This window comes from Brevibacterium atlanticum, assembly GCF_011617245.1.
GTDB classification, from domain to species: domain Bacteria; phylum Actinomycetota; class Actinomycetes; order Actinomycetales; family Brevibacteriaceae; genus Brevibacterium; species Brevibacterium atlanticum.
The window spans coordinates 916,550-942,511 of record NZ_CP050152.1 but is presented as its reverse complement, the minus strand read 5'-3'; the positions used below and the strand labels follow the sequence as shown (position 1 = coordinate 942,511).

Annotated in this window: 21 protein-coding genes and 1 pseudogene; 10 read left to right on the top strand and 12 right to left on the bottom strand. The window is 65.2% G+C overall.

What is annotated here, in order from left to right; all coding sequences use genetic code 11:
• Positions 1-5: 5 nt before the first annotated feature.
• Positions 6-1,202 (bottom strand): acyl-CoA dehydrogenase family protein, encoded by a 1,197-nt coding sequence (locus GUY23_RS03990; RefSeq protein WP_166969932.1) that lies wholly within the window; start codon positions 1,200-1,202, stop codon positions 6-8.
• Between the two features lie 124 nt (positions 1,203-1,326).
• Between GUY23_RS03990 and GUY23_RS03985 the strand changes: the two genes are divergently transcribed.
• Positions 1,327-2,223 (top strand): LysR family transcriptional regulator, encoded by an 897-nt coding sequence (locus GUY23_RS03985; protein ID WP_166969930.1) that lies wholly within the window; start codon positions 1,327-1,329, stop codon positions 2,221-2,223.
• A 105-nt stretch (positions 2,224-2,328) separates the two neighbouring features.
• Positions 2,329-3,564, top strand: coding sequence for a threonine/serine exporter family protein (locus tag GUY23_RS03980; protein WP_166969928.1), 1,236 nt, complete (start codon positions 2,329-2,331; stop codon positions 3,562-3,564).
• 155 nt (positions 3,565-3,719) lie between these two features.
• Here the strand turns inward: GUY23_RS03980 and GUY23_RS03975 are convergent, their stop codons facing one another.
• The 3 genes from GUY23_RS03975 to GUY23_RS03965 all read right to left on the bottom strand — a co-directional run bounded on the left by GUY23_RS03975 (position 3,720) and on the right by GUY23_RS03965 (position 7,247).
• Positions 3,720-5,141 carry an integrase core domain-containing protein gene (locus GUY23_RS03975; RefSeq protein WP_166969926.1) on the bottom strand — a complete coding sequence of 474 codons (1,422 nt, stop codon included), beginning with the start codon at positions 5,139-5,141 and terminating at the stop codon, positions 3,720-3,722.
• A 154-nt stretch (positions 5,142-5,295) separates the two neighbouring features.
• A complete protein-coding gene (locus GUY23_RS03970) occupies positions 5,296-6,261 on the bottom strand; it encodes an aldo/keto reductase (protein ID WP_166969924.1) in 966 nt (321 codons plus the stop codon).
• A gap of 140 nt (positions 6,262-6,401) precedes the next feature.
• Complete coding sequence (locus tag GUY23_RS03965; RefSeq protein ID WP_166969922.1) at positions 6,402-7,247, bottom strand: DNA-formamidopyrimidine glycosylase family protein; 846 nt, start codon at positions 7,245-7,247, stop codon at positions 6,402-6,404.
• A gap of 130 nt (positions 7,248-7,377) precedes the next feature.
• On the opposite strand from GUY23_RS03965, the gene GUY23_RS03960 reads away from it, so the two are divergent.
• Together GUY23_RS03960 and GUY23_RS03955 are read left to right on the top strand one after the other, a co-directional pair.
• Positions 7,378-9,312, top strand: coding sequence for an aconitate hydratase (locus tag GUY23_RS03960; protein WP_166975582.1), 1,935 nt, complete (start codon positions 7,378-7,380; stop codon positions 9,310-9,312).
• A gap of 159 nt (positions 9,313-9,471) precedes the next feature.
• Entirely contained in the window at positions 9,472-10,932 is a 1,461-nt protein-coding gene (locus GUY23_RS03955; protein WP_166969921.1) for a short-chain fatty acid transporter, read from the top strand.
• 69 nt (positions 10,933-11,001) lie between these two features.
• On the opposite strand, the pseudogene GUY23_RS03950 reads toward GUY23_RS03955, so the two are convergent.
• The 4 genes and pseudogenes from GUY23_RS03950 to GUY23_RS03935 all read right to left on the bottom strand — a co-directional run bounded on the left by GUY23_RS03950 (position 11,002) and on the right by GUY23_RS03935 (position 16,291).
• A pseudogene (locus GUY23_RS03950) lies at positions 11,002-12,077 on the bottom strand (IS110 family RNA-guided transposase).
• 358 nt (positions 12,078-12,435) lie between these two features.
• Positions 12,436-13,914, bottom strand: coding sequence for a catalase (locus GUY23_RS03945; RefSeq protein ID WP_166969919.1), 1,479 nt, complete (start codon positions 13,912-13,914; stop codon positions 12,436-12,438).
• Between the two features lie 236 nt (positions 13,915-14,150).
• Positions 14,151-15,524, bottom strand: coding sequence for a hypothetical protein (locus GUY23_RS03940; RefSeq protein WP_166969917.1), 1,374 nt, complete (start codon positions 15,522-15,524; stop codon positions 14,151-14,153).
• A 212-nt stretch (positions 15,525-15,736) separates the two neighbouring features.
• Entirely contained in the window at positions 15,737-16,291 is a 555-nt protein-coding gene (locus GUY23_RS03935) for a HutD family protein (RefSeq protein WP_166969915.1), read from the bottom strand.
• A gap of 281 nt (positions 16,292-16,572) precedes the next feature.
• Between GUY23_RS03935 and GUY23_RS03930 the strand changes: the two genes are divergently transcribed.
• Positions 16,573-18,009 carry an MFS transporter gene (locus GUY23_RS03930; protein WP_166969913.1) on the top strand — a complete coding sequence of 479 codons (1,437 nt, stop codon included), beginning with the start codon at positions 16,573-16,575 and terminating at the stop codon, positions 18,007-18,009.
• Positions 18,010-18,012: 3 nt separating this feature from the next.
• Here the strand turns inward: GUY23_RS03930 and GUY23_RS03925 are convergent, their stop codons facing one another.
• Positions 18,013-18,375: a VOC family protein gene (locus GUY23_RS03925; protein ID WP_166969911.1), complete on the bottom strand. Its 363-nt coding sequence runs from the start codon at positions 18,373-18,375 to the stop codon at positions 18,013-18,015.
• A 128-nt stretch (positions 18,376-18,503) separates the two neighbouring features.
• Here GUY23_RS03925 and GUY23_RS03920 point away from each other — a divergent pair, with 128 nt between their 5' ends.
• The 4 genes from GUY23_RS03920 to GUY23_RS03905 are packed head-to-tail and all read left to right on the top strand — an operon-like array spanning position 18,504 to position 22,487.
• Entirely contained in the window at positions 18,504-19,526 is a 1,023-nt protein-coding gene (locus GUY23_RS03920; RefSeq protein ID WP_166969909.1) for an ATP-grasp domain-containing protein, read from the top strand.
• Between the two features lie 39 nt (positions 19,527-19,565).
• Positions 19,566-20,240 carry a nucleoside/nucleotide kinase family protein gene (locus GUY23_RS03915; RefSeq protein WP_166969907.1) on the top strand — a complete coding sequence of 225 codons (675 nt, stop codon included), beginning with the start codon at positions 19,566-19,568 and terminating at the stop codon, positions 20,238-20,240.
• A gap of 24 nt (positions 20,241-20,264) precedes the next feature.
• Positions 20,265-21,002: a TenA family protein gene (locus tag GUY23_RS03910; protein ID WP_166969905.1), complete on the top strand. Its 738-nt coding sequence runs from the start codon at positions 20,265-20,267 to the stop codon at positions 21,000-21,002.
• Between the two features lie 9 nt (positions 21,003-21,011).
• The gene (locus tag GUY23_RS03905; RefSeq protein ID WP_166969903.1) at positions 21,012-22,487 is read left to right on the top strand and encodes a phytoene desaturase family protein; all 1,476 of its coding nucleotides are present in this window, start codon (positions 21,012-21,014) and stop codon (positions 22,485-22,487) included.
• Between the two features lie 16 nt (positions 22,488-22,503).
• Here the strand turns inward: GUY23_RS03905 and GUY23_RS03900 are convergent, their stop codons facing one another.
• Positions 22,504-23,460 (bottom strand): EamA family transporter, encoded by a 957-nt coding sequence (locus tag GUY23_RS03900; protein ID WP_166969901.1) that lies wholly within the window; start codon positions 23,458-23,460, stop codon positions 22,504-22,506.
• A 72-nt stretch (positions 23,461-23,532) separates the two neighbouring features.
• On the opposite strand from GUY23_RS03900, the gene GUY23_RS03895 reads away from it, so the two are divergent.
• Positions 23,533-24,438 (top strand): LysR family transcriptional regulator, encoded by a 906-nt coding sequence (locus tag GUY23_RS03895; protein ID WP_228282727.1) that lies wholly within the window; start codon positions 23,533-23,535, stop codon positions 24,436-24,438.
• Here the strand turns inward: GUY23_RS03895 and GUY23_RS03890 are convergent.
• Positions 24,435-25,331 (bottom strand): hypothetical protein, encoded by an 897-nt coding sequence (locus tag GUY23_RS03890; protein ID WP_228282726.1) that lies wholly within the window; start codon positions 25,329-25,331, stop codon positions 24,435-24,437. The two genes, GUY23_RS03895 and GUY23_RS03890, sit on opposite strands and share 4 nt — an antisense overlap.
• Complete coding sequence (locus tag GUY23_RS03885; protein ID WP_166969899.1) at positions 25,328-25,864, bottom strand: hypothetical protein; 537 nt, start codon at positions 25,862-25,864, stop codon at positions 25,328-25,330. The genes GUY23_RS03890 and GUY23_RS03885 overlap by 4 nt, the downstream gene beginning before the upstream one ends.
• Between the last annotated feature and the right edge of the window lie 98 nt (positions 25,865-25,962).

Here is a 25,962-nt window from a genome sequence, read left to right as displayed (position 1 = left end):
CCCTCTTACCGGAACGCCTGCTGGCCGGTGATGTGGCGGCCGAGGATGAGGGTGTGGACCTCGTCGGTGCCTTCGTAGGTGCGCACGGATTCGAGGTTGTTCGCATGCCGCAGCGGTGAGTAGTCGAGCGTGATGCCGTTGCCGCCGAGCATCGCGCGGGCGTCGCGGCAGATCTGGATGGCCTCTCGGCAGTTGTTGAGCTTGCCGACGGAGATCTGCACGGGATCGAGCGTGCCGGCGTCCTTCAGCCGCCCGGTCTGGATCGCGAGCAGAGTGCCCTTCTGGATCTCGATGGCCATGTTCACGAGCTTCTCCTGCGTGATCTGGTAGGAGGTGAGCGGCTTGTCGAACTGCAGACGGTTCTGGGCGTAGTCAAGTGCGACTTCGAAGGAGTCGCGGGCCGCGCCCATCGCACCCCACATGATCCCGTAGCGTGCCTCGTTGAGGCAGGAGAACGGCCCCTTCAGCCCCTCCGCTCCGGGAAGGAGGGCCTCGGCCGGGAGGGCCACATCGTCGAGGGTGATGTCGCACTGGATGGAGGCCCGCATCGAGAGCTTCCGCGCGATCGGGGTGGCGGTGAACCCTTCGGTGTCGGTGGGGACGAGGAATCCGCGGATGCCGTCGTCGGTGGCGGCCCAGATGACGGCGATCTGCGCGATCGAGGCGAGCCCGATCCACCGTTTGGCCCCGTTGAGGGTCCAGGTTCCGTCGGCGTTCCGGTTCGCGGTCGTCGCCATCGAGGCGGGGTCGGAGCCGGCGGTGGGTTCGGTCAGTCCGAAGCAGCCGATGATCTCACCTTTGGCCATTCCGGGCAGGTACCGGTTCTTCTGCTCCTCGGAGCCGAACTTATGGATCGCCGACATCGCCAGCGATCCCTGCACGGACACGAAGGTGCGCAGGCCGGAGTCGCCGGCCTCGAGTTCGAGTGCGGCAAGCCCGTATTCGACGGCGGACCGACCCGGGCAGCCGTAGCCCTTCAGGTGCATGCCGAGCAGCCCCTGGGCGCCCATCTCCGGCACGATCTCGGTCGGGAAGACCGCGTTCTCGTACCAGTCGGCGATGTTCGGGCGGATCCTCTCGTCGACGAACGCCCTGACCTTGTCGCGGAATTCGAGCTCGGTGTCGGTGAAGAGTCCTGCGAGGTCGAGGAGGTCCGAGGGGTCGGCAGTGGTTGCGGGGGTGGCGGTGGTTGTGGTGGTCAAAGCATCTCCTCAGCGGTTGATCGGGCCGTGTTCCACAGTGCCACCAGAATTACTCCGAGTCCAAGAGGTAATATCGCATCGATTGATTCTCTATTCTTATCAATTCAGATTCGAGAGGTGCCATATGGAATTCAGACAGGTCACGGCATTCCTTGCCGTCGCCGAGGAGCTGCATTTCGGACGGGCAGCAGAGCGGCTGCACATCGCCCAGCCGGCGCTGAGTCAGATCATTCGGGCGCTCGAGCGTGACCTCGACGTCGAACTCTTCGAGCGGACGACGAGGCGGGTGCGGCTGACACCGGCCGGTGAGGCGCTGCTCGAACCGGCTGCGGCGATCGGCACCCAGGTCGACGGTGCCCGGCGCATTGCCCGTGCCGCCCAGCAGGGACTCGCGGGTCGGGTTCGCATCGGCTTCGGCGGCACGAGCGGCTATTCGATCCTCTCCCGTCTGGCCAGAGAGGTCGGGCAGCGGCATCCTGGCATCAACCTCGACCTGCGACCGCAGATGTACTGCGGGGAAGCCGCGATCGCCTTGCGCGATGGGGAGATGGACCTCGCGGTCGTCAGCCCGCCCGCACCGGCCGGGGTCGACGTCCACGTCATCCGTCAGGAGAGCGTCATGCTCGCGGTACCCTCAGATCACCCTATGGCCGGTCGCGAGTCGATCGGCATGGCCGAACTCACCGGGCAGCCGTTCATCTCCTACGCTCCGTCCCATGGTTCGCAGGTGAGAGAGGTGATGATGCGTCTGGCAGATGAGGCCGGTTTCCTGCCTCGTATCGTCCAGGAGGCCCCTGACCCCTACAGTCTCCTGGCTCTGGTGGGTGCCCAGGTCGGTATGGCTATCGTCGTCGAGCCCTCGGAGCACATCCGTATCGACGGGGTGGCCTACGTCCGTCTGGACGAGGGTGCAGAAGCCTTCACTCTCGCGCTCGGGTGGCGGCGGAACAACCCATCCGAAGCCTTAGCCCGGGTCATCGACATCGTTCGCGCCCTCCTCCCCTCCCCATTTGCTACCTGACGGCGGCCCAGCAACCTCGCGCGAGGTTGCTGGGCCGCCGTCAGGTAGCGCGGGCTGGTAGGTTCGTGACCGTCGAGTGGGTCACGAGCAGAGAAGAGGGACCGCGTGGACGAGGCAAGCGAAGCGAGCATTCCCGCTCAGGACCTGTTAGTCACCATCGGCGCCGGTCTGCTCGCCGGCGGGATCTCTTCAGTCGATGTCGAAGACGCCCTCACCGGACTTGCACCCGCCGTCGGTCTCAGGCCCATCAATGTCGCAGCTCTGCCCAAGGGACTGTTCCTCACGGTCGGATCCGACAGCACGACTCGCTTCGAACGCATCGGCCCGGATCTGCGCTTCGACCAGACCGCGAAGCTGCTCGACATCGTCGATGCCCTCCGAGCCCGCCGACTCGGCATCGACGCCGCCCGGAGAATGATCGACACGGAAGTTTACGGCACCGCCCCACGCTGGCCGGTCTGGCTCTCCCACCTCGGCGCGATCCCGATCGGCATCGGACTGTGCCTGCTGCTCGAACCCGGACTCGTCAATCTCGCCTTCGCCGCGATCGGCTCACTCATCGTCGCCGGTGTGCTCGCCATCAACAGCCGGCACTCCACCCTCGGCCCGCTGCTGCCCGTGGCCTCGGCGTTCATCGTCGGCGTCCTCATGCTCATCGGTTACCGCCTCGGCTGGCTGGAGAGCCCCCTGCGCACGATCGTCGCCACACTGGCGCTGCTGCTGCCCGGCAGCGCCGTGGTCACCGGGCTGACCGAGATCTCCGCCGGCGCCCTGTCCGCCGGCAGTTCTCGGCTCGTGTCCTCCACGGTGCAGCTGGCGATGTTCATCGCCGGTGTCGCCGGGGCCGCCGTCGTCACGGGCACCGGCGCCGAGGCGCTCGCGAACTCCCAGCTGACCCATTCCACGTGGTGGCTCTCCGCCCTCGGAGTCGCCGCGGCGACCCTGGGTCTCATCCTCTACCTGCACACCCCGCTCGAGCACACCGTGCCGATCGTGGCCACCATCGCCGCCGCGGCCCTCGCCCAGCTGGGTCTCGGCGCGGTGTTCGGCGCGGCCATCGGCGGTCTCGCCGGGGCTCTGACTGCTTCGCTGGTGGCCGTCCTACTCTCACGGGTGCCGACAGGACCGATCTGGCGGATCAGCTTCGTGCCCGCATTCCTCGTCGTGGCACCCGGGTCGTTCGGGCTGCTCAACGCCTCGCAGGTCGAATTCGGAGACGGATCCGGAGTTGCCGGCAGTCTGCTTGCCGCCGCGACGACGTTCTTCACGATCGCCATCGGCACCGTCATCGGCTCAGCGCTGGCCCACGCTGCTGAACCCAAGGACGAAATCGTCGCCTGAGTCCATCCCCGTACTACCTGACGGCGGCCCAGCTACCTCGTGTGGAAACTCGCGACCTTGCTGACAATCTCACTCAATACGTTGCTGACAACCTCGCTCACCAGGTTGTGAACGACCTGACTCCATAGGTTGCTCACACTAAATGAGTGGGGTTGTCAGTGGCATTTCGTGACGGTTCGATCAGACGGAGCCTCGTTGGGGAAGTGCTTGAGCATGTAGTCGCGCTGCTTCTTCAACCACATGCTCGTGGCTCCACGCATTCTGGCGCCGATGACTCTCCACAGCGGGTATCGTCTCGACGTTTCCGCGGTGCGGATGGGGAGCGGGAAGTACACCACTTCCTCGCCAGTGGTCGTGTCGAACAGTGCGTAGAAGTCGTCAGTGACGACTGATTGATAAGTTCCGGCCAATGTTCTCGGTACTCCGAGTCCGACGGCCTGGAAGTAGATCTGTGGATTGCCCGCAGCGATGACGACTCGGTCCGGTACTGAGTCAGCTGCGGTCGGGAGAGGTTCACCGGCCGATTTCTCGTCATCGACGTGTGGTTGGTTCATTGCGGCTAGAACGCGTCGCCGTTGAGCGTACTCACGTGCGATCGCTTCGACTTCAGCATGCGGGATCGGTGTGCCGTCTGAAGGAGTGTGGATTGCTGCTTGCCAGGCTTGGTGAGGATTCATGTCTCCTGGCAGTGACTGATGCCGTCGCCGATAGTTGTAGCGGTCGCGGAACATCGCGATCACTTTCCGTGCTTCAGCGAGGCTGCGGGGTCGGTGGGCCCTGAGGACATTGAGCAGTGTTTGGTGGCCACGTTCGTTCTTTCCCTGGGTTTGTGGGTGTCCGGGCATGCCGGAGATTCCTCGGCACCCATGGTCGGCGAGGAAGAGCTGAGTGGCCACGACCCAACCCTGCCTGTTGCCGTTGAAGGCGTTGCCGTTATCGGTCAGCATCTCTTGGGGCACCCCATAGTTGGCGAAGGCATCAGAGATCGTCGTGATCGCATGATTGCCGTTTTCCACTCCGTGGAAGGCTTGTGTGCCGACGTCGAGGCGGGTGGAATCGTCGAGGAGCTGATACACCGTGATCTTGGTGGTGCTGCCGGTGAGTTCGAATTCGAAAGCGTCGAGTTGCCACAGTTCCATGGCGTTGGCACGGACGAATCGGATCAATGATGATCGGGGACGCTTCTTCGGGTTCGCCTTCACCCGTCCAGCGTCGAAAAGGATCCGCCCGATCGTGGCCACCGATGGGATGGGTTCGGTGAATCGGCCGGTATCGACGCCTTCGTACCAGATCGATTTCGGTCCGGCATCCCACCCGGTGGACTCGAGTTCGGCACGGATCTTCAAGACGAGATCGGTGGTTTCTTGGTCGTAGATTCGCACGGTGTTCTTCGGTGCCGATGAACGGGCGTGGAGTGCCTGCAGCCCCTCGGTTTTGTAGCGTTTGCGGATCGCGTAGAACGACGTTCGAGTAACGCTGTGTTGACGGCAGAACTCGGTGATCGATGGTGAGTCTGGTGCGTTGGGGTCGAAGTCGATGATTGCGCGGCGTTGGGCTATTGAAAGTGCTTCAGGCATAGCCCGAAGTGTGTCAACAACGTATTGAGACATACTGTCAGCAACGTATTGAGTCAGGTTGTCAGCAACCTATTGAGGCAACACAGCCCAGCTACCTCGCGCGAGGTAGCTGGGCCGCCGTCAGGTAGTTCTGGGAGTGCGGAAGGAGGGATCCTCAGGAGGGTTCTTCCTCGGCAAACGGAGCCGACACCTGGTCGAGGCGTTCGATCTCATCCGCGCTGAGCTCGAGCGCCGGTGCAGCCATGAGCGTCTCAAGCTGCTCGGGCGTGCGAGCTGAGACGATCGGCGCTGTCACCCCCTTGGCCAGCAGCCAGGACAGAGCCACCGTCGTCGGCTGCACATCATGGGACTTCGCGATCGCCACGAGGTCATCGACGACTTTGAGCCCTGCGGAGTTGAAGTATCCCTGCACCATTCCGCCGCGATCGGCCCCTTCGAGATCGGCCTCCGTACGGTACTTTCCGGTGAGGAATCCAGCGGCGAGACTGAAGTAGGAGAAGACGGCGAGGTCACGGCGCTGAGCCTCCGGGCGCAGATCGGTCTCGTACTCGTGACGGTAGACGAGGCTGTACTGGGGCTGGATGGCCACCGGCTTGACCAGCCCTTCGTCCTCACAGGCGGCGAACCATGCAGCCAGGCGCGCCGGCGAATAGTTCGACACGGCGATGTGCGTGGCCTTTCCCGCCCTCACGATCTCGTCGAAGACTCGGGCCACCTCGGCGATGGGGGTCACCTCATCGTCACGGTGGGCATAGTAGAGGTCGACATGGTCGGTCTGGAGGCGTTCGAGCGAAGCATCGATGGCTGTGCGGATGTAATCGGGGTCCTGGGTCTGGTGATCGGGATGATCACCGACCTTCGTGGCGATGACGACGTCATCGCGGTTGCCGCGGGCGGCCAGCCAGGTGCCGATGATGGTCTCGGATTCGCGTCCAGTGTTCCCCGGCACCCACGCCGGGTAGGACTCGGCAGTGTCGAGGAAGTTGCCGCCGGCGGCGACGAAGGCGTCGAGGACGGCGTGGGACTGCGCCTCGTCTGCCGTCCAGCCGAAGGTGTTCGTGCCCAGATTGATCGGGAAGATGGTCAGATCGGTGCCGGGGAACGCTGTCTGCTGCGTCATGGTGCTCCTGGAATCGTCGTACTGGGTCGTGGTTCTGTCCGAACCACCCACCAGGCATAACCGGTCGAGCTTCGAGGTTCATTCCCCTGTCTCAGGATGCGATCAGCGAGCATCCGGGTGGAGGTCGACGCCGCGTCGGGCTACTTGAGCAGCCGATCCATCCGGCGGTCGCTCAGCCGCTTCCCGCCGGTCTGGCAGCCGGGACAGTAGTTGAGGGACTTGTCGGCGAACGACACCTCGGCGATGGTCGTCCCACAGACGGGGCACTGCTGGCCGGTGCGCCCGTGGACGCCCATCAGGCGCTTCTTCGCGGTCTTGATCTTCGCAGCGGGCAGGCCGATGAGTGCCTCACGCGCACCACCGAGCACCTGCTCGATCGCCGCGTGCAGGCTCTCCGAGTCGACGCGTTCGGCCGGCGCGAACGGCGAGAGCTGCGCGGTGTGGAGGATCTCGTCGGAGAAGGCGTTGCCGATGCCGGAGATGAGCGACTGGTCTTCGATGACGGTTTTGATGTGCGCCTTCGTCAACCTGAGAATATCGGCGAGCGCCTCCGCGTCGAGGGTGAGCGCATCCGGGCCGAGGCGGGCGAGCGCGGGCACCTCGGCGAGGTCGCGGACGAGGGCCACCGAGGCATTCTTCTTCGTCCCCGCCTCGGTGAGGTCGAAACCGGCCCCGGAAGCCAACCTGACGCGCAGACCCAGCGGTCCCTTGCCCATCTTCACCGGTCCGAGCGGCGCCTCGTCGTGCCACACCAACCAGCCGGCCCGGGCGAAGCGGCAGACGATGAAGAGGCCGTCGAATCTGATGATGAGGGCCTTGCCCTGACGCGAGACGTCGGTGATTTCGAGTCCGGCGAGGGCCTCGAGCGGCGGGTCGACGGTCTTGAGGATGCTCAGTTCGGCGACCATGGCGCGTTCGACGAAGTCTCCGACGATCCGCGGACGCAGGTCAGCGACGAGCGCATCGACCTCGGGCAGTTCCGGCATGGCACCAGTATGCTCCTCCACCCTGGCCAACCGATAGCACCCTTGAGAACGCAGGCCCCCAGGACTAGCGTGGACGGACCACCGGAATCCGAGTGGTGCCGGTGGATCGCACACCGCCGAAGGAGGCATGATGCCCGAGAATGTCGCGCAGAAGCTCATTCGATCCCACCTGGAGTCCGGGGATCTCGCGCCCGGAAATGAGCTCGGAATCCGGATCGACCAGACTCTGACTCAAGATGCGACGGGCACGCTGGTCATGCTCGAGCTCGAGGCTCTGGGCCTTGATCGGGTCCGCACGGATCTGTCAGTCCAGTACGTCGATCACAATCTGCTGCAGACCGATGAGAAGAACCCGGAGGATCACGAGTTCCTCCGTTCGGCGGCACAGCGGTTCGGCTTGTGGTTCTCTCCGCCTGGCAACGGCGTCTCCCACCCGGTCCACCAGTCACGGTTCGGCAGGCCGGGCACCACGCTCATCGGTTCGGACTCCCATACCTGCGCCGCCGGGGCGTTGGGAATGTTGGCCATCGGCGTCGGCGGCCTCGAGATCGCCATGGCCATGGCCGGTGAGCCCCTCTACATCAGTGCTCCGAAGATCATGGGTGTGGAACTCACCGGTCAGCTGCCGGAGTGGGTGTCGGCCAAAGACGTCATCCTTGAGATGCTGCGTCGCCACGGGGTCAAGGGCGGAGTCGGGAAGATCATCGAATACCACGGCGAGGGACTGAAGACCCTCACTGCCATGGACCGGCACGTCATCGCGAACATGGGAGCCGAACTCGGGGCCACGGCCACAGTCTTTCCTGCCGATGATGCAGTCCGCGATTATCTCGACGCCAGCGACCGCGCTGAGGATTTCACCCGCCTCGGCGCCGACGAGGGCGCCGAATACGATCTCACCGATTCCATCGATCTCTCGCAGCTCGAACCACTCATCGCTGCACCGTCGTCACCGGGAAATGTCACTGCCGTGCGCGAGGTCGCCGGGGAGGATGTCTTCCAGGTGGTCGTCGGATCCTCGGCGAACCCGGGGCTGCGCGACTTCGCCATGGTGGCCGAGACTCTGGCCGACCGCCAGATCCACCCCCAAGTCTCTCTCGACGTCAATCCGACATCGCGTGAGGTCCTGGCTGATCTCATCGCCGGTGGGTGGCTGAGTTCGCTGGTGGGCTCGGGTGCCCGCATCCATCAGTCCGGCTGCATGGGCTGCATCGGAATGGGTCAGGCTCCGGCGGTCGGTCGCAACAGTCTGCGGACCATGCCGAGGAACTTCCCCGGCCGGTCCGGCACCGATGAGGACTCGGTGTGGCTGTGCTCCCCGGAAACTGCGGCGGCTGCCGCGTTGACGGGCCGGATCACCGACCCGCGCGAACTTGAGATGGACTGTCCGCAGGTGAGGCTGCCGGCGAAGTTCTCGGCGAATCGGAAGATGCTCGTCCCTCCGCTGCCTGTGGCGCAGGCGCGAGAGGTCGAACTCGTCAAGGGATCGAATATCTCGACGCTGCCGGACTTCGACCCTCTGCCGGACGACATCGATCTGGAGATCCTGCTCAAGGTCGGCGACAACGTATCCACCGACGAGATCATGCCCGCAGGTTCCCGTGTGCTGCCGTACCGGTCGAACATTCCGAAGATATCCGAGTTCGTCTACATCCAGATCGACGACACGTACGCCACCCGTGCCGCCGAGCACGAGGGCGGTCACGCGATCGTGGGAGGGGACAATTACGGTCAGGGCTCCTCCCGTGAGCATGCGGTCATCGCGCCCCGTTACCTCGGACTGCGCGTCGTGGTGGCGAAGTCTCTGGCGCGGATCCACTGGCAGAACCTCGCGAACTTCGGTGTGCTCGCCCTCGAGTTCACCGACGATGCCGACTACGAGGCACTGTCCCAGGGGGATGTCCTCGAGTTCCGTGGCCTGCGCGATGGGCTGTCAGAGAGCGCGACCATCACCGCCGAGGCGGCCGGACGGACGTTCGACTTCCGCCATGGTCTCTCGCCCCGTCAGGTCGAGATGGTCCTCGCCGGCGGACGCATCGCCCAGCGCGCAGCACAAGACAACTGATCCCCTGCTACCTGACGGCGGCCCAGCAACCTCGCGCGAGGTTGCTGGGCCGCCGTCAGGTAGTACGAAGGGGTGAAGCCGGGTCGCGCACTTGCTGAGAAAACCCTGAGTTAGAATTCTCGCATTGTGTTCATCCACTGGTAAAGGAGCCTCGACCCTATGAGCACCCCACACGCTTCACCCGGATCCGCGACCGGCGGCTCACCCGACGCCGCGCAGGAACGCGGTCTCGCCCGCTTCGCCCAGGGCTTGGCAGCGTGGACGGAGAAATGGTTCCCCGACGCCTACATCTTCGCCGCCGTCGGCGTCGTCCTCGTCGCCGTCCTCGCGATGATCAACGGCGCCAGCCCGATCTCCGTCGCCGAGGCGTTCGGCACGGGATTCTGGGAGCTCACCGCCTTCACCCTGCAGATGGCCATGGTCGTGCTCACCGGCTACGTCGTCGCCACCTCGGCGCCGGTGGCCAAACTCATCGACCGACTCGCCCAGCTGCCGCAGACACCGCGCGGTGCGGTGGCGTGGGTCGCGCTGCTCGCCTGCGTCGTCTCCCTGCTCAACTGGGGTCTCAGCCTCGTCTTCGGCGGCCTGCTCGCTCGGGCAGTCGCTCGCCGCAAGGATCTGCTCATCGACTACCGTGCACTCGGCGCCGCGGCGTTCATGGGCCTCGGTGCGGTGTGGGCGCTCGGCCTGTCGTCGTCGGCCGCGCAGCTGCAGGCAACCGCAGAGTCGATTCCGCCTGCCCTGCTCAAGATCACCGGTGTGCTCGACTTCGGCAAGACGATCTTCACGTGGCAGTCGATGCTCTCCGTGGTCATCCTCATCATCGCCACCGTCATCATCGCCTTCTATTCGGCCCCGCGCGGCGGGTCGATCCGGACCGCCCAGCAGATGGGCGTCGACCTCGCCGACGATCCCGAACCTGTAGGCAGCCCGGAGCGACCCGGCGAGTGGCTCGAGTACTCGCGGATCCTGCCGATCCTCATCGGAGTGATCACCCTGCTGTGGCTGATCAACGAGTTCATCCAAAAGCCGTTCCTCACGGTCGCATCCTCGCTGAACAACTATCTGCTCGTGTTCCTCATCCTCGGCCTCGTTCTCCACGGGACCCCACGCAACTTCCTCAACGCCGTGGCCAAAGCGGTGCCGACGACGGCGGCGATCCTCGTCCAGTTCCCGCTTTACGCGGCGATGGCGGGAATGCTCTCCGGTGCGCCCGGGTTCGGCGGGATCACTCTGGCCGACCGGATCTCGGAGTTCTTCACCACCGTCGGCGCCGGCGGACTCTTCGCCGTGATCATCGCCCTCTACTCAGCGCTGCTCGGTCTGCTCGTCCCCTCTGGCGGCGGCAAGTGGCTCGTCGAGGCGCCGTATGTCATGCAGTCCGCACACGACGTCGATATGAATCTCGGCTGGACGGTACAGATCTACAACATGTCCGAGGCCCTGCCGAACATGATCAACCCGTTCTTCATGCTGCCGCTGCTCGCGCTGCTGAAGATCCGGGCGCGAGACCTCGTCGGCTTCACCGGCGTGCAGTTCGTCTTCCATCTGCCGATCGTGCTCATCCTCTGCTGGATCCTCGGCACGACGTTCACGTTCGAAGCCCCAGTCATGCCCTGACGTCCCCTCCCCTGCATCACCCCAAACAACCTGACGGGTGCCCAGCTACCTCGATCCTTCTATGTCTTGTCAAGCGGGTTGAGGAACGGTATCTAGCGCGTTGAGGATCTTGTAGACCCGACGCGCTAGATACCATTTGAGTTTGCGTCGGATTTCCTTCTTCGACTTCTTCGTCGGGTCCTCACCGTAGTGCTTGGCGACATAGTCTCGGGTCCGTTCATCATGGATCATCCGGTTCATGATCACCGTGTGCAGGGCCCGGTTTAATTGCCGGTCCCCGCCCCGATTCAACCGGTGACGATGCGTGTTGCCCGACGAGGCAGGAATCGGATTCACTCCCGCCAGAGCGGCGAATGCTGCTGCGTTGCGGACCCGGCCGGGATGGGACCACGCGGTGAAGCACACCGCGGCACTGAAGGGCCCGAACCCGGGCTCATCCAGCAAGGCAGCCGCCGGGCTGGCCTTGACGAGTTCGGCGAGTTTCGCGAGGTTGCCTGCCAGCTCCTCATCAAGGGCGAGAACACGTTTAGCCAGGCGAATCGCTTCCTCCCGGGCAGTGGCTAACCCGATGTCTTCCTTCCTGTCTCGCCACCTCGAGATCTCAGCAACCTGGTCAGCTGTCAGTGACGTGCGGGCATCAATGCCCAGGTCGTTGGTGCGCACCAGCGCGGTAGAGCATTGATCTCACGGGTACGTTCCTTGGACATCGCGTCCCGGGCTGCCAACAGCACGCGAAGTGCCTGACGCACGCCTTCGCCCTGGCGCGGCCACCGCAGTTGATCGGCTTCCAACCGCAGTACGGATTCAGCGATTCGGTGGGAATCGAGTTCGTCGCTCTTGCCCACTCCGTGGCGGGCTTTGGCGTCCATGCGCCCGGCTTCGACGACGGGGTATCCGGCCATGGTGATGTGCCCGGTGAGTACTGCCCCGTAGGAGGCGGCACCTTCGACGACGAAGAGTGTGTCGAGGTCACCGTAGGTGCGTCGACCGACCCAGCTCAGTGCTCGTTTGATGCCCGCCTGCGTGGTCGGGAAGGTGCCGGTGTCGATGAGGGCACCGGTGTTGGCGATGATCGTGTAGACGTGGTTTCTGGCGTGTGTATCGACGCCGATGAAGAAACTGTATAAGTGCGCGACAATGGACATAGCGGTTCGAAGCTCCCTGTTTGACCGATAGGTTGTGCGGCCGCTTGCGGCCGGTACCGGTCCGGGTTGAAGGTCACTTCGGAACAACACTGTGATGAGTCACACCTCCTTGGTTACTAGGGGGTGGACAGCCTTCTGATCAAGTTACCGATGTGGGCCGAGCTGGTGCCGGCCGCACCATCCATGTGATCGGACAAATCGACGTCAAGACACCACTGTGTGGGTCAGCGCGAGGTGGAGTCACGATCACTGGATGGAGAGGCCAACACCTACTCTGCCAGCCAGTCCCAGACCAGCCACTGTCAATACTCACAGCGCGAGGTATCTGGGCACCCGTCAGGTAGTAATTGAGGTGGGTTCAGCCTTTGACGCGGGACTCGATGGCCTGTCCGACCTCGGCGTCGATGTTCTTCCAGTACTGGATGGTGTTCGACAGCACCGGCTCCTCGACTCCGTCCTCGAGCATGCCCGCCACGGTCTCGACGAGACCCTGACGCTCCTCTTCGGAGTAGACCTCACGCACGAGCGTGTGTGCCTGGCCGAAGTCGTCGTCCTCGGCGTGCAGGCTGTAGGCGCTGCGCACGAGTTCGCCGTCGGCCTCCCATCCGTTATCAATCGGGCCCTGTTCCTCCTGGTAGGCCCGTCCGTACGAGTTCGGAGCGTAGACCGGCGCATTACCTGAGTGGTGGTACTGCATCTGGCCTTCCTTGTCGTACGAATTCGTCTTCGTCACAGGCGCATTGACCGGCAGCTGGTTGAAGTTCGTGCCGATTCGGTTGCGCTGCGCATCCGGATAGGAGAAGACGCGACCGAGGAGCATCTTGTCCGGCGAGACACCGGTGCCGGGCACCGTGTTCGACGGGCTGAAGGCGGCCTGCTCGATCTGTGCGAAATGGTTCGACGGGTTCTCGTTGAGCGTGAACCGACCGACCTTGATGAGCGGGTAGTCCTTCTTCGACCAGATCTTCGTCAGATCGAAGGGGTTGAACCGGTAGGTCTTCGCCTCTTCATAGGGCATGATCTGAACGTTGACGGTCCATGACGGGTAGTCGCCGCGTTCGATGGCGTCGAACAGGTCGCGGCGGTGCATGTCCGCGTCCTCACCGGCCATCCGACCGGCTTCCTCGTTGCTCATGTTCTCCACGCCCTGGTCGGTGTGGAAGTGGTACTGGACCCAGAACTTCTCACCCTCGGCGTTGATCCACATGTAGGTGTGCGAGGAGTAGCCGTTCATGTTCCGCCACGTCTTGGGCAGACCGCGCGGTCCCATGAGATAGGCGACCTGGTGAGCCGATTCGGGTGAGAGCGACCAGAAGTCCCACTGCATATTGTTGGACCGGAGAGCCGAATCGGGCAGACGCTTCTGCGAGTGGATGAAGTCCGGGAACTTCATCGGATCGCGGACGAAGAAGACAGGCGTATTGTTGCCCACCATGTCGAAGTTGCCCTCTTCGGTGTAGAACTTCAGCGCGAATCCGCGCACGTCACGCCACGAGTCAGGCGAGCCGAGCTCACCGGCGACGGTGGAGAAGCGTGCGAGCATCGGGGTCTTCTTCCCCGGCTGGAGGAAGTCCGCTTTCGTGTAGGCGGAGACATCCTCGGTGATCTCGAGCTCACCGAAGGCGCCGGAGCCCTTCGCGTGCGGGCTGCGCTCGGGAACGCGCTCACGGTCGAAGCGAGCGAGCTTCTCGACCAGGGCCACGTCGTGGAGCATCAGTGGACCGTCGGCGCCCACACTCAGCGAGTGGGCTTCGGATTCCCTGGGCGCACCGGATTCGGTCGTCGAGGGCTTCGTGGTGTCGTTTCCGGGGTACTCATGATCGGTATGTTGCGTCATCACATCTCCTTCACCGTTGGAGAACAGGCGCGCTCGCGCCGCCCGCCATCGGTTGCCCACCGGTCAGATGCAATCCCACCGGTGCGGCGGGAGGGAGGGCTGTACGCGCCTCGCCTGATCTCGTTGTACCGACTTCGGCAGATCACTGTCGGAGTTACTGTCAACCTAACGGGGTTGCTCACTGGGTACAACATAGGCAACCCTGCCTAAGATTCCCGGCCGCGGTGTCGAACTGCTCACCCCTGCGCCGAGGCGGCTCCCCCACCGCCGCTGCCCGATCCCGAGGACCCGGAGCCGGATGATCCGGATGACCCGGAGCCCGACGATCCGGACCCGGAGGAACCGGAGTTCGAACCACCGCTGCTCGAGCTGCTGTTCGACCCGCCGGACGAATCCGCGCTCGTCGAGCCGCCGCTGCTCGTGCTCGTCCCGTTCGCGGTATCGGTGCCGTCCGCGGTGGTCGAGCCGCTGGTTTCGCTGCCGCTGCCGGTCGTCGAATCCGTGCCCTGGTCGGTGCCGTCGGTGTTCGTGCTCTGCGTCCCGGTGTCATCCCCCGCCGAGGTGGACTGACCGTTCTGTGTGTCCGTTCCGCCGTTCGTCGAGCTCTGGTTGCCGTCGGTGCCCGACTGGGAGCCGCTTCCCGATCCGTCGCCCGAGCTGCCGGAGTCGGAGGTCCCGGAGTCGGTGCCCGATTCGTCGCCGGTCGAGGACTGTCCCGAAACCGATCGTGAGATCTGAGAGGTGCCCGGCGAGAGGTCGGCGTCGGTGAAGGATTCGGCCATGACGACGCCGCCGAGTCCGATGCCGAACGCCGCCACCCCGATCGCTGCCGGGTAGAGGACACGTTTGCGGCGCAGCTTCTGCCACCAGGTGCTCTGCTCCTCGTCGGTCTCGCCCGCAGCGTCGACGCCGTCGACGCCGTCACCGACGTCCTTCGCCGAGGCGGCTGCCTGGTCCGAATCCGATGCCGGCACGGCTGCGGTGGTGCCGGTCAGCGCGGTGCGTTCGGTGGTGGGGTTCTTCGCGATCTGTGCCTTGACGGCCGGGGCCAATTTGGAACCGACCTCTTTGATCTTCTCCTTGCCCTTGTCGAGGCTGCGGCTGTAGAGGGTCACGGCGAGTCCGGTGACGATGCTCGCGATGCCGGCGCCGATGACGGTCCCGGCGACTCCGAGCTGACCGCCGATGACCGAGGAGGTGGCAGCGGCTCCGGCACCGGCGATGAGCTGGGTCGCGGAGATCCGTCCTTCCGACTTCTTCTCTTCGCCATCGCCGGCCGTCGCTGCCGCAGTCTCAGCGCCGACTGCGGTGGCGGGGGCACCGACAGCGGCACCCTGCGACTGTGACTCCGGGAGACCCGTCGTGCCCGTGCTGCTCGGCTGTGCCCTCTCCGCCTGCTGATCGCGACGGATCGGATTGGGCGGCATCACCGGAGTGGTCACGTGCTCGGTGGGGGCGGCCTCGGTGCGCGGCGCTGAATGGTTCGCCGCAATCTCCTCGGTGATGAGCGGCAGCGTCTGCGAATGCTGCTGTGCGTTCGACGGGGACTCTCCTGCGGGAGTCATGCGCTGCTTGTTCGTCTGCTCGGGGTCGTAGGGATTCGATGCCAATGGTCCTCCAAAAACACGTGCTTCGCACCAGTATCGGACCCGAATGTCAGGGCATGCTGACCCACCCCGGCTAAGTCTGGGAGATCGCTGACCCACCGGCCTAAGAGCAGGCGCAATGACCTGCGATGACGCTCGTACGTGTGATGCGGGAGACATGCGTTTCCCACCATTTCCCCAGCCACCGATTCCCGGCAGAGGGGTGCCGCTTCACCTCAGTACAGAAGCACCCCGCCGAGGTGGCCGGCAGCAGCCGCGGAACCGGAGAGCTCGAGGAGTTCGAAACGCTGGTGTTCCGGGCTCGCGTCGAGGGTGAGGACGAGGACGGGTCGGTTCTCGGCAACGGCCGGAACAGCGCCTGTCCCGGCGGTCCGGTTCTCGTCGGGACCGGTCATCAACAAGGATCGCCGAGGTGGGGCGACCGAGTCCGCCTCGGCGACCATGAGATTGACGGCGAAGCACGGCTCGCTCAGTTCTCTGAGCTCGACGTTCGCGCCGCCGTCGAAGCTCAACGGGGTGAACCGGGGGATCCGGTGTGCACGACCATCGAGAGTGAGGACCACCTCGGCGGTGGGAAGGAAGGTCCGAGCCATGCCGGGCAGGGCGGAGAACGGACCAGTGTGATCAAGTCGTGCGATGCTCAGCCGCCACGGTCTGAGATGCGGAGTCAGTTGTTCGGAATCGGCGAGCGAAACGAGCTCTGTCGTCTCCCCCGCACCATTGGCCCATGGGACGGGTTCATGATCATCGAAGCTGGTGAGCACGCGCATGGAACCACTCTAGACGGTGCCGCCCCACCGTCGTTCAACCCTCGTCATTTCAGGGTTCGGACCCGCGAAATCGGGGATGCGTGCGCAACTGAACTTGCCATGAGTGCTGAGAGGACTAGCCTTGAGTGGTGTTTTGCGCCGGGGCGACCCGGCTGAGAGCAATAACATCAACCAGAACGATGAGGGGCTCGCGGAGGCGACTGCGCGTGATTCTTATGCTCTGTGAGTTCGTGCCTGGCGCACGTCCCCGCGGTCCCTCACCGCCAAACGGAGGGAGAGACATGTTCGGACCGGACAATGTCCGCCGGCGGTGGCGCCCGGAAGAGATCACCGTGACCAAACCCGATGTCACGAAGCGGGCCATCGGCGCCGCAGCCATCGGCAACATCACCGAATGGTACGACTTCGGCGTCTACGGCTACCTGGCAGTCGTCATCGAGGGGATCTTCCTGCCGAAGGACTCGGGGCCGATCGGAACCGTCATCGTCGCGGGGCTCTTCGCCGTCGCCTTCCTCGTCCGTCCCCTCGGCGGTCTGGTCTTCGGACCCTTGGCCGACCAGATCGGACGCAACAGGGTCCTGGCGATGACGATGATCATGATGGCCGCCGGCACCTTCCTCATCGGTGTCATCCCCGACTACGCGACGGTGGGTCTGTGGGCCCCGTTCCTGCTGCTCGCCTGCCGTCTCCTCCAGGGGTTCTCGACCGGCGGTGAGTACTCGAATGCGATGACGTTCATCGCCGAGTACGCTCCTGACCGTCGTCGTGGCTTCCTCGGCAGTCTGCTCGAGGTCGGAACGTTCACCGGCTACGTCCTCGGTGCACTTGTCGCAACGATCATGCAGGCGGTTTCGACTCCCGAATTCCTCGCGTCCTGGGGCTGGCGGATTCCGTTCTTCGTCGCTCTGCCGCTCGGCTTCATCGGCGTCTACCTGCGGACGAAGCTCGCCGATACCCCGGCCTATAAGGAGATGGAGAAGCTCTCCGAGCAAGAGGAGCAGAAGAACCATTCCAAGGGCGAGTTCAAGAAGATCTTCAGGCTCTGGCCGAACCTGCTCGCCTGCACCGGTCTGGTGCTCGCGTGGAACGTCACGAACTACATGCTCACCTCGTTCATTCCCGTGTACTTCCCGATGGTCGAGGACATCCAGGGCAGCGGTGGGGTCTCAGAACTGACCTCGCAGGTCCTGCAGATCATCGTCATGGCGTGCTGCCTGGGGCTCATTCCCGTCATCGGCAAGCTCTCTGACAGAGTGGGCCGGAAGGCCGTCGTGCGCGCGGGTTCGATCTCACTCATCGTGCTCTCGTTCCCGTCCCTGTGGCTCATCCGCGGACACAGCGACATCGTCGTCTTCCTCGGCCTGCTCATCATGGGACTCAGTCTCATCTGCTTCAGCGCCACGATGCCCTCCACCCTGCCCTCACTGTTCCCGACGATGGTTCGAGCCGGTGCCTTGGCGATCGCGTTCAACGTCTCGATCTCGCTGTTCGGCGGCACGACCTCGTTCGTCATGTCCTCGCTCATCGGCGCCACCGGGTTCCTCATGTGGCCCGCCGTCTACCTCGTGGCCGCGGGTGTCATCGGGCTCATCACGATCCACTTCGTACCTGAGAGCAACCGTCGTCCGCTGTGGGGATCGACCCCGTCGGCGGCGTCGAAGGAAGAGGCGAAAGACCTTGCCCAGGAGCTCAACGAGGAGGCCGCAGCCGCACGCTGACGCTCAGTTCTGACATAGACAGAAGGGGTGGCCGGCCGGGTCGAGAAAGACTCGGAAGGTCACCCCTGGCTGCTGTTCGGCCTTCCCGGCGCCGATCTCGAGCACCGCCTCCTCGGCGACGTCGAGATCATCGACGATGACGTCGATGTGCATCTGCTGCGGATGGGCCTGACCGGGCCAGCTGGGCGCGTGGTAGTCCTCGACCTGCTGGACGCAGATCGGCGGCCACGAGTCGGAGACGACCTCGGCCCAGGTGCCGTCGTCGTCGACGGTGACCTTCCAGTCGAGGAGCTTTCCGTAGAACTCCGCGAGTTCTGCGGCATCGGGAGCATCGAGTACGACGACGGGCTGCTTTGCGATAGCCATGTGGTCAGTCTACTCCGCGGCACGGACACGACGAGGGATCCTCCCGACCGTTGAAGGATCTGGCGTAGGATTGTTGAGCAGATCCGCCGGGCGAGCGATCGCGTCGGCACCCCAAGCGAAGGTTCGCGATGAGTTCTCCCACTCTGCCCACTGCCGACACGACGGCGGTCTACATCATCCACGACAATCCCGAGTGGATCCCGCCCTTCACCGAGGCGCTCGACCGCCTCGGTGTTCCCTGGGTCGAATGGCTGCTGCCGGAGACGTCGATCGATCTCACCGTTGCCCCACCGCAGGGGCTGTTCTGGTCGCGATTGTCGGCCTCGGCGCATACGCGCACGGATCCGAACGTCAAGGAGTACGGGCGGGCCGTCCTCGAGTGGTTGGCCGGTGCGGGACGCATCGTGATCAACGGTCGCGACGTCTACGAGCTCGAGGTGAGCAAGGTCCGCCAGTACAGAGCGCTGACCGAGCACGGCTTCGATGCGCCTCGCACCTCGGCGGTGTTCGGTGCCGAGGCTCTGCCCGAGGCGGCTCGCGACTTCGCTCCCCCGTTCATCACGAAGCACAATCAGGGCGGCAAGGGGCTCGGTGTGCGCCGCTTCGACTCTCATGCCGAACTCGACGCAGCGGCCGCCGACTTCGCTGCCGAGGGCGCGAACGCTCCGATCGACGGAATCACCCTCGTCCAGGAGTATGTGCAGCCGGCAGAGCCGTTCGTCACTCGCGCCGAGTTCATCGACGGTGCGTTCCACTATGCCGTGCGCGTCGACGTCTCCGACGGTTCGTTCGAACTCTGCCCGGCCGAGGCCTGCGAGATCCCCGGCGGTGCAGGTGCCACTCCGGCGAGCACCAATGCACCAGCGGTCGAGCCGTTTGCCGTCCGCCCCGAGATCACGCGGGGGACTCCCCTCATCGTCAGGCTCGAGGCGCTGCTGGCGGAGCTGGGCATCGACATCGCCGGCATCGAGTTCATCGAGACTCTCGATGGTCGGCAGGTCGTCTACGACATCAACACGAACACGAACTACAACCCCGCCGTCGAGGCGGCCGAGCGCGAAGCCGGTCGCACCGCAGCCGCCGACCGGATCGCCTCGGTGCTGGCGGCACGGCTCGACGAGGCGGTGTCCTCAGCAGTACCGGCCCTCTGATCTGGCCCGATCGTCGGCTTCCTGCGTTAGTCTCGGGACATGACGATGACACGGCAGGCGGTGCTGGGCGAGCTCCTCGACCGTGTCCGCTCCGTTCGCCGAGGCGGCCGTGCCCTCATCGCGATCGACGGCCTTGATGGCGCCGGCAAGTCCGTACTCGTCTCCGAACTCGTCGACCTCGCGACCCGGGGCGATGCCCGGCCGCCGGCAGAGGACAACCGCCCCCTGGCAAGTGTGAGCATCGACGGCTTCCACCTCCCCCGGTCGGTGCGGTACGCACACGGCCGTGGCCCCGAGTCCTTCTATCGGGATTCCTACGACTACGCGTCGTTCGTCGACACTGTCGTCGCCCCGCTGCGCCGCGGCGGTCCGATCGTCCCTTCGGTGTGGGACGTCGACGCCGATGAACCTGTCACGCCTGAACCCCTCGACCTGCCCGATGACTGCGTTCTCCTCGTCGACGGGATCTTCCTCCACCGCCCCGAACTCCGAGATCTCTGGGATGCCGGCGTGTGGGTCGAGGTGCCGTTCACCGTCTCCGTGCCCCGCGGCAACGCGCGGTTCCCGCACCTGAATGATGCCGATCCCGAGTCCGAGTCCAACCGCCGTTACGTCGGCGGGCAGAGGCTCTACTTCGCCGAGGCGGCCCCGTGGGACCATGCCACCTGGGTTCTCGACAACACCGATCTTGACCGACCGACACTGATCCGGTGAGCACAGGCAGAGAATAGGAGAACGATGACAACGGCAGAACTCGACACAACCGTCACGGTGACCGCCGACGGAGCTGTCGCGAACCTACGCAGATCGACCGACAGAGAATGGGCGGAGGCCGTCGACCACCGGTTCGTTCGCGAGCTCTTCGCCGGCACCATCGACGACGCCGTCATGCGGGACTATCTCGTGCAGGACTACCAGTTCTTCGAGTCGTTCCTGTCCATGCTCGGAGCGTGCGTCGCCCATGCCGATGAGCTCGATGCGAAGCTGCGGTTCGCCAAGCAGCTGGGGATGCTCGTCGCCGAGGAGGACACCTATTTCGTCGACTCCTTCGCCGAACTGGGAGTCAGGCCCGCCGACTACCTCGACCCCGCGCTGGCGGCACCGACGGCTGGCTTCCGGGATCTCATGGACGGTGCCGTCACCTCGGCGGAGTATCCGCAGCTGCTCATCGTGCTCGTCGTCGCCGAGTGGCTCTACCTCGATTGGGCGGAGTCTCAAGACGCGGTCCCTTCGCGGCAGGTGCACCGAGGCTGGATCGACCTGCACCGAGGTGACGCCTTCCGGGAGTGGGTGCAGTTCCTCGTCGACGAACTCGAACGCGTCCTCCCCGCCGGAGCGGCCGAATCCAGCGAAACCGACCGCCTGACCCGCATCTGGCAGCGGGCCGTCGACCTCGAGTGCGCCTTCTTCGACAACGTCTACCGGGAGGATTCTCACCGACGCACGGCAGACCCTTCGTCCAGCTCACTGACCTAGACTGGCCGTATGAGCACTGAGGTGGATGCAGTCGTCGTCGGATCGGGACCGAACGGCTTGGCGGCCGCGGTCACTCTGGCTCGCGCCGGACTCGCGGTCGAGGTATTCGAGGCGCAGCCGACGATCGGCGGCGGTGCCCGCACCCTCGACCTCGGACTCGCCCCGGGCATCACTCACGACATCTGCTCGGCCGTGCATCCGCTGGCGATCGCCAGTCCCTTCTTCGCCGAGTTCGACCTCCGTGCCCGCGGCATGGAGCTGACGACCCCGGAGATCTCCTACGCCCAGCCGCTCGACGGCAAGCCGGCGGCACTGGCCTTCCACGATCTCGAGACGACGGTCGACCACCTCGGCGAGGCGGGGCCGGAATGGCGACGCTTCTTCGCGCCCCTGCTTGACCGTGCGGACGATTCCGTGTGGCTCTCGCTTGGGGACAAACGGTCGGTCCCGCCGACCCTGCGCGACCTTCCCGGGCTCGCGAATGTCGTGAAGTTCGGGCTGCGACTGCTCGGTCAGGCCAGCCCCGCCTGGAACATTCCGCTCTCTCACGAGTCCACTCAGGCCCTGTTCACCGGCGTCGCCTCGCATGCGATCGGCGGGCTGCCGGCGATGGGCACGGCCGCGACGGCGACGATGCTCTCAATGCTCGCCCACGACGTCGGCTGGCCCTCCCCCATCGGCGGATCACAGGCAATCATCGATGAGCTCGTCGCTGATCTCGAGGCCCACGGTGGGACGGTGCACACCGATGCGCGCATCGATCATGTCTCGGATATGCCCGCGGCTCGCGCGTACCTGCTCGACACCTCGGCGCTGAATGCCGCGCAGATCTTCGCGGGGCTCCTGCCCGCCCACGTCGACCGCGCACTGCGCGGGTTCAAGAACGGCAATGCCGCGGCGAAGGTCGATTTCGTGCTCGACGGCCCCGTGCCCTGGGCGGATCCAGCTGTCGGTCGCGCCGGAACGATCCACGTCGGCGGGTCGCGGGCTCAGATGGCCGCCGCCGAGGCGACGGTGATGTCCGGACGCATGCCCGCCGATCCCGTGTGCCTCGTCTCCGACCCGACCGTCTTCGACCCGTCCCGCGAGGTGAACGGGCTGCGGCCGCTGTGGACGTACTGCCACGTTCCCTTCGACTGCCCGATCGACCCGACCGAATACATCACCCGTCAGATCGAACGCTTCGCGCCCGGGTTCCGAGATCGGATCGTCGCGCACCATGCGATCCCCGCCTCGGAGATGGCCGGGCACAACCAGAACTACACCGGCGGCGACATCGCCACCGGGGTCGTGTCCTTCTACCGGATGATGGCCAGGCCGCGCACGAGCTGGGACAACTACAGCCTCGGCGTTCCGGGTGCCTTCCTGTGCTCGGCGGCGACCCCGCCGGCACCGGGCGTGCACGGAATGAACGGCTGGTTCGCCGCCCGCCGTGTTCTCAAGTCCCACTTCGGGATCGACGAGGCCCCGAGTCTGGCACCCTGACGCCGGGGTCGGCCGGTCACGACGTCCCCGCGGGGACGTCGGGTTGGTTTTCTTCGATGTCCGACTCGTCGACCGGCACCGCCTCGGCGAGGATCCTTGCACCCTTCGCTGCCTTGAGACCGGCACCGAGGACGCCGATGATGACGAGTGCGGCCCCGCACAGCTCCCCGAACGTCACGGTTTCGCCGAGGACGAGCCAGGCCGCACTCATCCCGACCACGGGCACGAGCATCGAGAACGGTGCGACGACTCCGGCGGGATTGCGCGACATCAGCCACGACCAGATGCCTGAGCCGAGAATCGTCGCGATGACTACCGTGTAGATCAGTCCCGCCACGCCGAGCAGTCCGGTCGTCGTGCCCAGCGTCGTCAGCGAACCGCCGATCGCGGCCGGCCCTTCGACGATGAGCGAGATGAGCAGCATCGGCAGCGGCGGGATGATCGACATCCACATCGTGAACTTCACGGGCTCGACCGAATGCGCCTGCCGATTGCAGACATTGCCGATCGCCCATCCGAAGGCCCCGGCCAGGGTGAGGAGGAACGGGAGGAAGCTCGCCGATGAGTCAAGGCGCTGCCAGCCGACGACCCCGAGCCCGGCCATCGCGACGAGCAGGAACACCATCTGCGAGGCGCGCACTCTCTCGCGCAGAAACGTCATCCCCAACAGCACCGTGAAGGGCCCCGAGGCCTGAAGGACCAGGGATGCCAAACCGGTGGGCATACCGGTGGCCATCGCCCAGTAGAGGAACGCGAACTGGAGCACCCCGAAGCCGAACCCGTATCCCACGATCCACCGGAACTTCACGTCCGGCTTCGGCACGAACAGCAGCGCCGGCAGCGCGAGGATAGCGAAGCGCAGAGCGACGAGGAAGAACGGTGGGAACTGGTCGAGGGAGAGGTCGATGGCGAGGAAGTTCAGTCCCCACATCACCGCCACCGAGGCAGCGAGCAGACAGTGTTTGAATGACATGCCCTCATTCTGGGCCGCCGTGTTCATGAAGCACAATCGCAGAGTACTTCACCGACTCTGTAGCATGGCTTCATGGTCATCGATCCCAGACATCTCGAACTGCTGCACCTGTTCGACGAATACGGCAGCGTCACCGCCGTCGCCGATGTCACCCACCGCTCCCCCTCGGCCGTATCTCAGCAGCTGCGACAGGCCGGGCGCGAGATCGGCCACGCCCTCGTCGAACCCGCCGGACGCGGACTCACGCTCACCGCAGCGGGACGGCTGCTCGCAAGCGGCGGTAGGGACGTGGCCAGTACGCTCGCCCGGGTGCAGGCGCAGTGGGAGGGCCACCTCGGCGAGGCCGTCGGTGAGATCACCCTGACCGGGCTGCCGAGCGCGCTCACCCACCTGCTGCCCGATGCGCTGCGCCGGCTGCGGGAGGACCATCCCGCGATCGACCTGCGCATGGACGATGTCGACCTCGCCGAACACGAATTCGCGGGGCTGACCCGGGATGTCGACATCGTCGTCGCGCACAGTCTCGTCGCCGAACGCCCGATCGGCACCGATGGGCTCACCGTCGTTCCACTCGCCCGCGAACCCATCGACGTCGCCCTCGCGAGCGATCATCCGCTCGCCGATCGCACCACGCTGACCCCGGACGATGTCGTCGGCTGTCGCTGGGTGGGAGTGCCCCGCGGGTATCCGTTCGACACGATCCTCACCTCGATCGAGCACCTCACCGGTCACGACCTCGACGTCGTCCAGCGCATCCGGGACAACCGGCTCATCGAGGCGATCGTCGCCTCCTCGGACCAGGTCGCACTCCTCCCCCGGTTCACGACGCCGCGTGATGCCGGGCTCTCACTCGTCCCGCTGACGGGTGTGAGCACGACGCGCTGGATCGTTGCGGTGATGCGCCCGGATACTGCCGAACGCGTCGCGGTGCGCGCGGTGATCGGCGCGCTCAGTCGGGTCGATGATGCCGCGGATTAAGACTGGGCTCTGGCAGTGCCGGTGCTGGTGAACCGACCTGGCACCAGCTTCTCGAGCGGCAGGAACGCCGCCCAGCAGATGACCGTCGGCAGGAAGTGGATGCCCAGCGCCAGGTAGGTGAGCAGGTGGAAGACGCAGAAGAACGCAACGACCCCGTAGAGCCACTTGCCCTTCGCGAGCAGGGCGAGCGGTGAGAGGAACTCGAAGGCCAGCGTCGCCCACTGCCCGGCGATGAGGAAGCCGGGCATCTCGAGGAACGGCTTCGACCATTCGGCCCCGCGGCGCATGAGCGCCCAGATGATGACGGCCCCGTTTCCCCACTCGGCGATGTTGCCCGAGGCGATCCACTTCATCACCGCCGAGTAGAAGTAGGTGAGGACGACCGCGATCTGCACGACGCGCAGGGCCCATCCGGCCTTCGCCGAGGCGGTGCCGACGTCCCGGAACCGCGCGACACCGACCGTCGGCAGGACGAGGGCGGCGATGACGAGGGCCATATGGTCGTGAGCGACGTAGCCGTAGCCCTGCGTGTAGAACATCCACAGCCCGAAGGTGATCGCCACTGCCCAGCCGCTGATGCGTTGGAGGATGCCGGCGGCCGCGAGCAGGGAGAAGACGATGATGGCGGTGAGCAGGAGCTGGGCGCCGAGGACGCTGACGGCGGGGATGTGGAGGAACCGAGCCAGCCACAGCGGCTGGTAGAACTCCGGCGTCCAGCCGTGGGCGATGACGTCACCGGAGATGGTGAGCACATCGATGATGATGAAGAGGTAGATGAAGACGCGGAACACGGCCACCCTGGCCAAGGGGAGCTCGGGGAGGAACCAGCGCAGGAACGCGTTGGTGGGGGCCGCCTCGGCGGGGGTCGTCGTCAGTGTCGGGGTGCGCCTCATCGCACCTCCCAGGTCGCCAGGGTCGACTCTTCGGGTTCGCCGACGCTGATGCCGTTCTTCAGTTGAGTGGTGGTGCGGCAGAGGATCATCGTCTCAGGTTTCGGCTCGTCCGGGTGCAGCCGCACGTACGAGTCGGCCATGGACTGCATGAGTTCGGGGTGGGCGATGACGCGGTCGAGCTGGGATTCGACGTCGCCGCGTTCGATGCCGACGGTGGCCGTGTTGAACCCGAGCCGGCGCGGTTCGTCCTCGCCGGGGAACTGGGCGGCGATGCACGTCGAGCCGACAGTGCCGTTGAGGTCCTTGGCGGTCGCGTACTGGGTGAGGGAGCCGAGCGGGAAGAAGTCGTTGGTGTTGAGGAACTGCCCGCAGGTGAGGATGACGAAGGCGAGCGCGGTGATCGCGAGCCGCCAGCCGATGCCGACCTTCGACAGCGGTCGCACCCGCGTGCGTGGCTTCGGCCGCGCAGTCGGCTCGGTGCCGTGGGCGTCGGGGTCCTGGTTCGTCAGGAGACGGCGCTTGTGCTCTTCCATACGCTTACGCAGCTCATCCTCTCGGGTGCGGATTCGTTCGCAGACAATAGTATCCGCCCTTATTGCTACCTGACGGCGGCCCAGCAACCTCGCGCGAG

What these genes read in the sequence shown, in the direction of transcription:
- GUY23_RS03985 (WP_166969930.1), top strand. Translation starts at nt 1,327, where the DNA reads ATGGAATTCAGACAGGTCACGGCATTCCTTGCCGTCGCCGAGGAGCTG.
- GUY23_RS03975 (WP_166969926.1), bottom strand. Translation starts at nt 5,141, where the DNA reads ATGCCTGAAGCACTTTCAATAGCCCAACGCCGCGCAATCATCGACTTC.
- GUY23_RS03970 (WP_166969924.1), bottom strand. Translation starts at nt 6,261, where the DNA reads ATGACGCAGCAGACAGCGTTCCCCGGCACCGATCTGACCATCTTCCCG.
- GUY23_RS03965 (WP_166969922.1), bottom strand. Translation starts at nt 7,247, where the DNA reads ATGCCGGAACTGCCCGAGGTCGATGCGCTCGTCGCTGACCTGCGTCCG.
- GUY23_RS03960 (WP_166975582.1), top strand. Translation starts at nt 7,378, where the DNA reads ATGCCCGAGAATGTCGCGCAGAAGCTCATTCGATCCCACCTGGAGTCC.
- GUY23_RS03955 (WP_166969921.1), top strand. Translation starts at nt 9,472, where the DNA reads ATGAGCACCCCACACGCTTCACCCGGATCCGCGACCGGCGGCTCACCC.
- GUY23_RS03945 (WP_166969919.1), bottom strand. Translation starts at nt 13,914, where the DNA reads ATGACGCAACATACCGATCATGAGTACCCCGGAAACGACACCACGAAG.
- GUY23_RS03935 (WP_166969915.1), bottom strand. Translation starts at nt 16,291, where the DNA reads ATGCGCGTGCTCACCAGCTTCGATGATCATGAACCCGTCCCATGGGCC.
- GUY23_RS03930 (WP_166969913.1), top strand. Translation starts at nt 16,573, where the DNA reads ATGTTCGGACCGGACAATGTCCGCCGGCGGTGGCGCCCGGAAGAGATC.
- GUY23_RS03925 (WP_166969911.1), bottom strand. Translation starts at nt 18,375, where the DNA reads ATGGCTATCGCAAAGCAGCCCGTCGTCGTACTCGATGCTCCCGATGCC.
- GUY23_RS03920 (WP_166969909.1), top strand. Translation starts at nt 18,504, where the DNA reads ATGAGTTCTCCCACTCTGCCCACTGCCGACACGACGGCGGTCTACATC.
- GUY23_RS03915 (WP_166969907.1), top strand. Translation starts at nt 19,566, where the DNA reads ATGACGATGACACGGCAGGCGGTGCTGGGCGAGCTCCTCGACCGTGTC.
- GUY23_RS03910 (WP_166969905.1), top strand. Translation starts at nt 20,265, where the DNA reads ATGACAACGGCAGAACTCGACACAACCGTCACGGTGACCGCCGACGGA.
- GUY23_RS03905 (WP_166969903.1), top strand. Translation starts at nt 21,012, where the DNA reads ATGAGCACTGAGGTGGATGCAGTCGTCGTCGGATCGGGACCGAACGGC.
- GUY23_RS03900 (WP_166969901.1), bottom strand. Translation starts at nt 23,460, where the DNA reads ATGTCATTCAAACACTGTCTGCTCGCTGCCTCGGTGGCGGTGATGTGG.
- GUY23_RS03895 (WP_228282727.1), top strand. Translation starts at nt 23,533, where the DNA reads ATGGTCATCGATCCCAGACATCTCGAACTGCTGCACCTGTTCGACGAA.
- GUY23_RS03890 (WP_228282726.1), bottom strand. Translation starts at nt 25,331, where the DNA reads ATGAGGCGCACCCCGACACTGACGACGACCCCCGCCGAGGCGGCCCCC.
- GUY23_RS03885 (WP_166969899.1), bottom strand. Translation starts at nt 25,864, where the DNA reads ATGGAAGAGCACAAGCGCCGTCTCCTGACGAACCAGGACCCCGACGCC.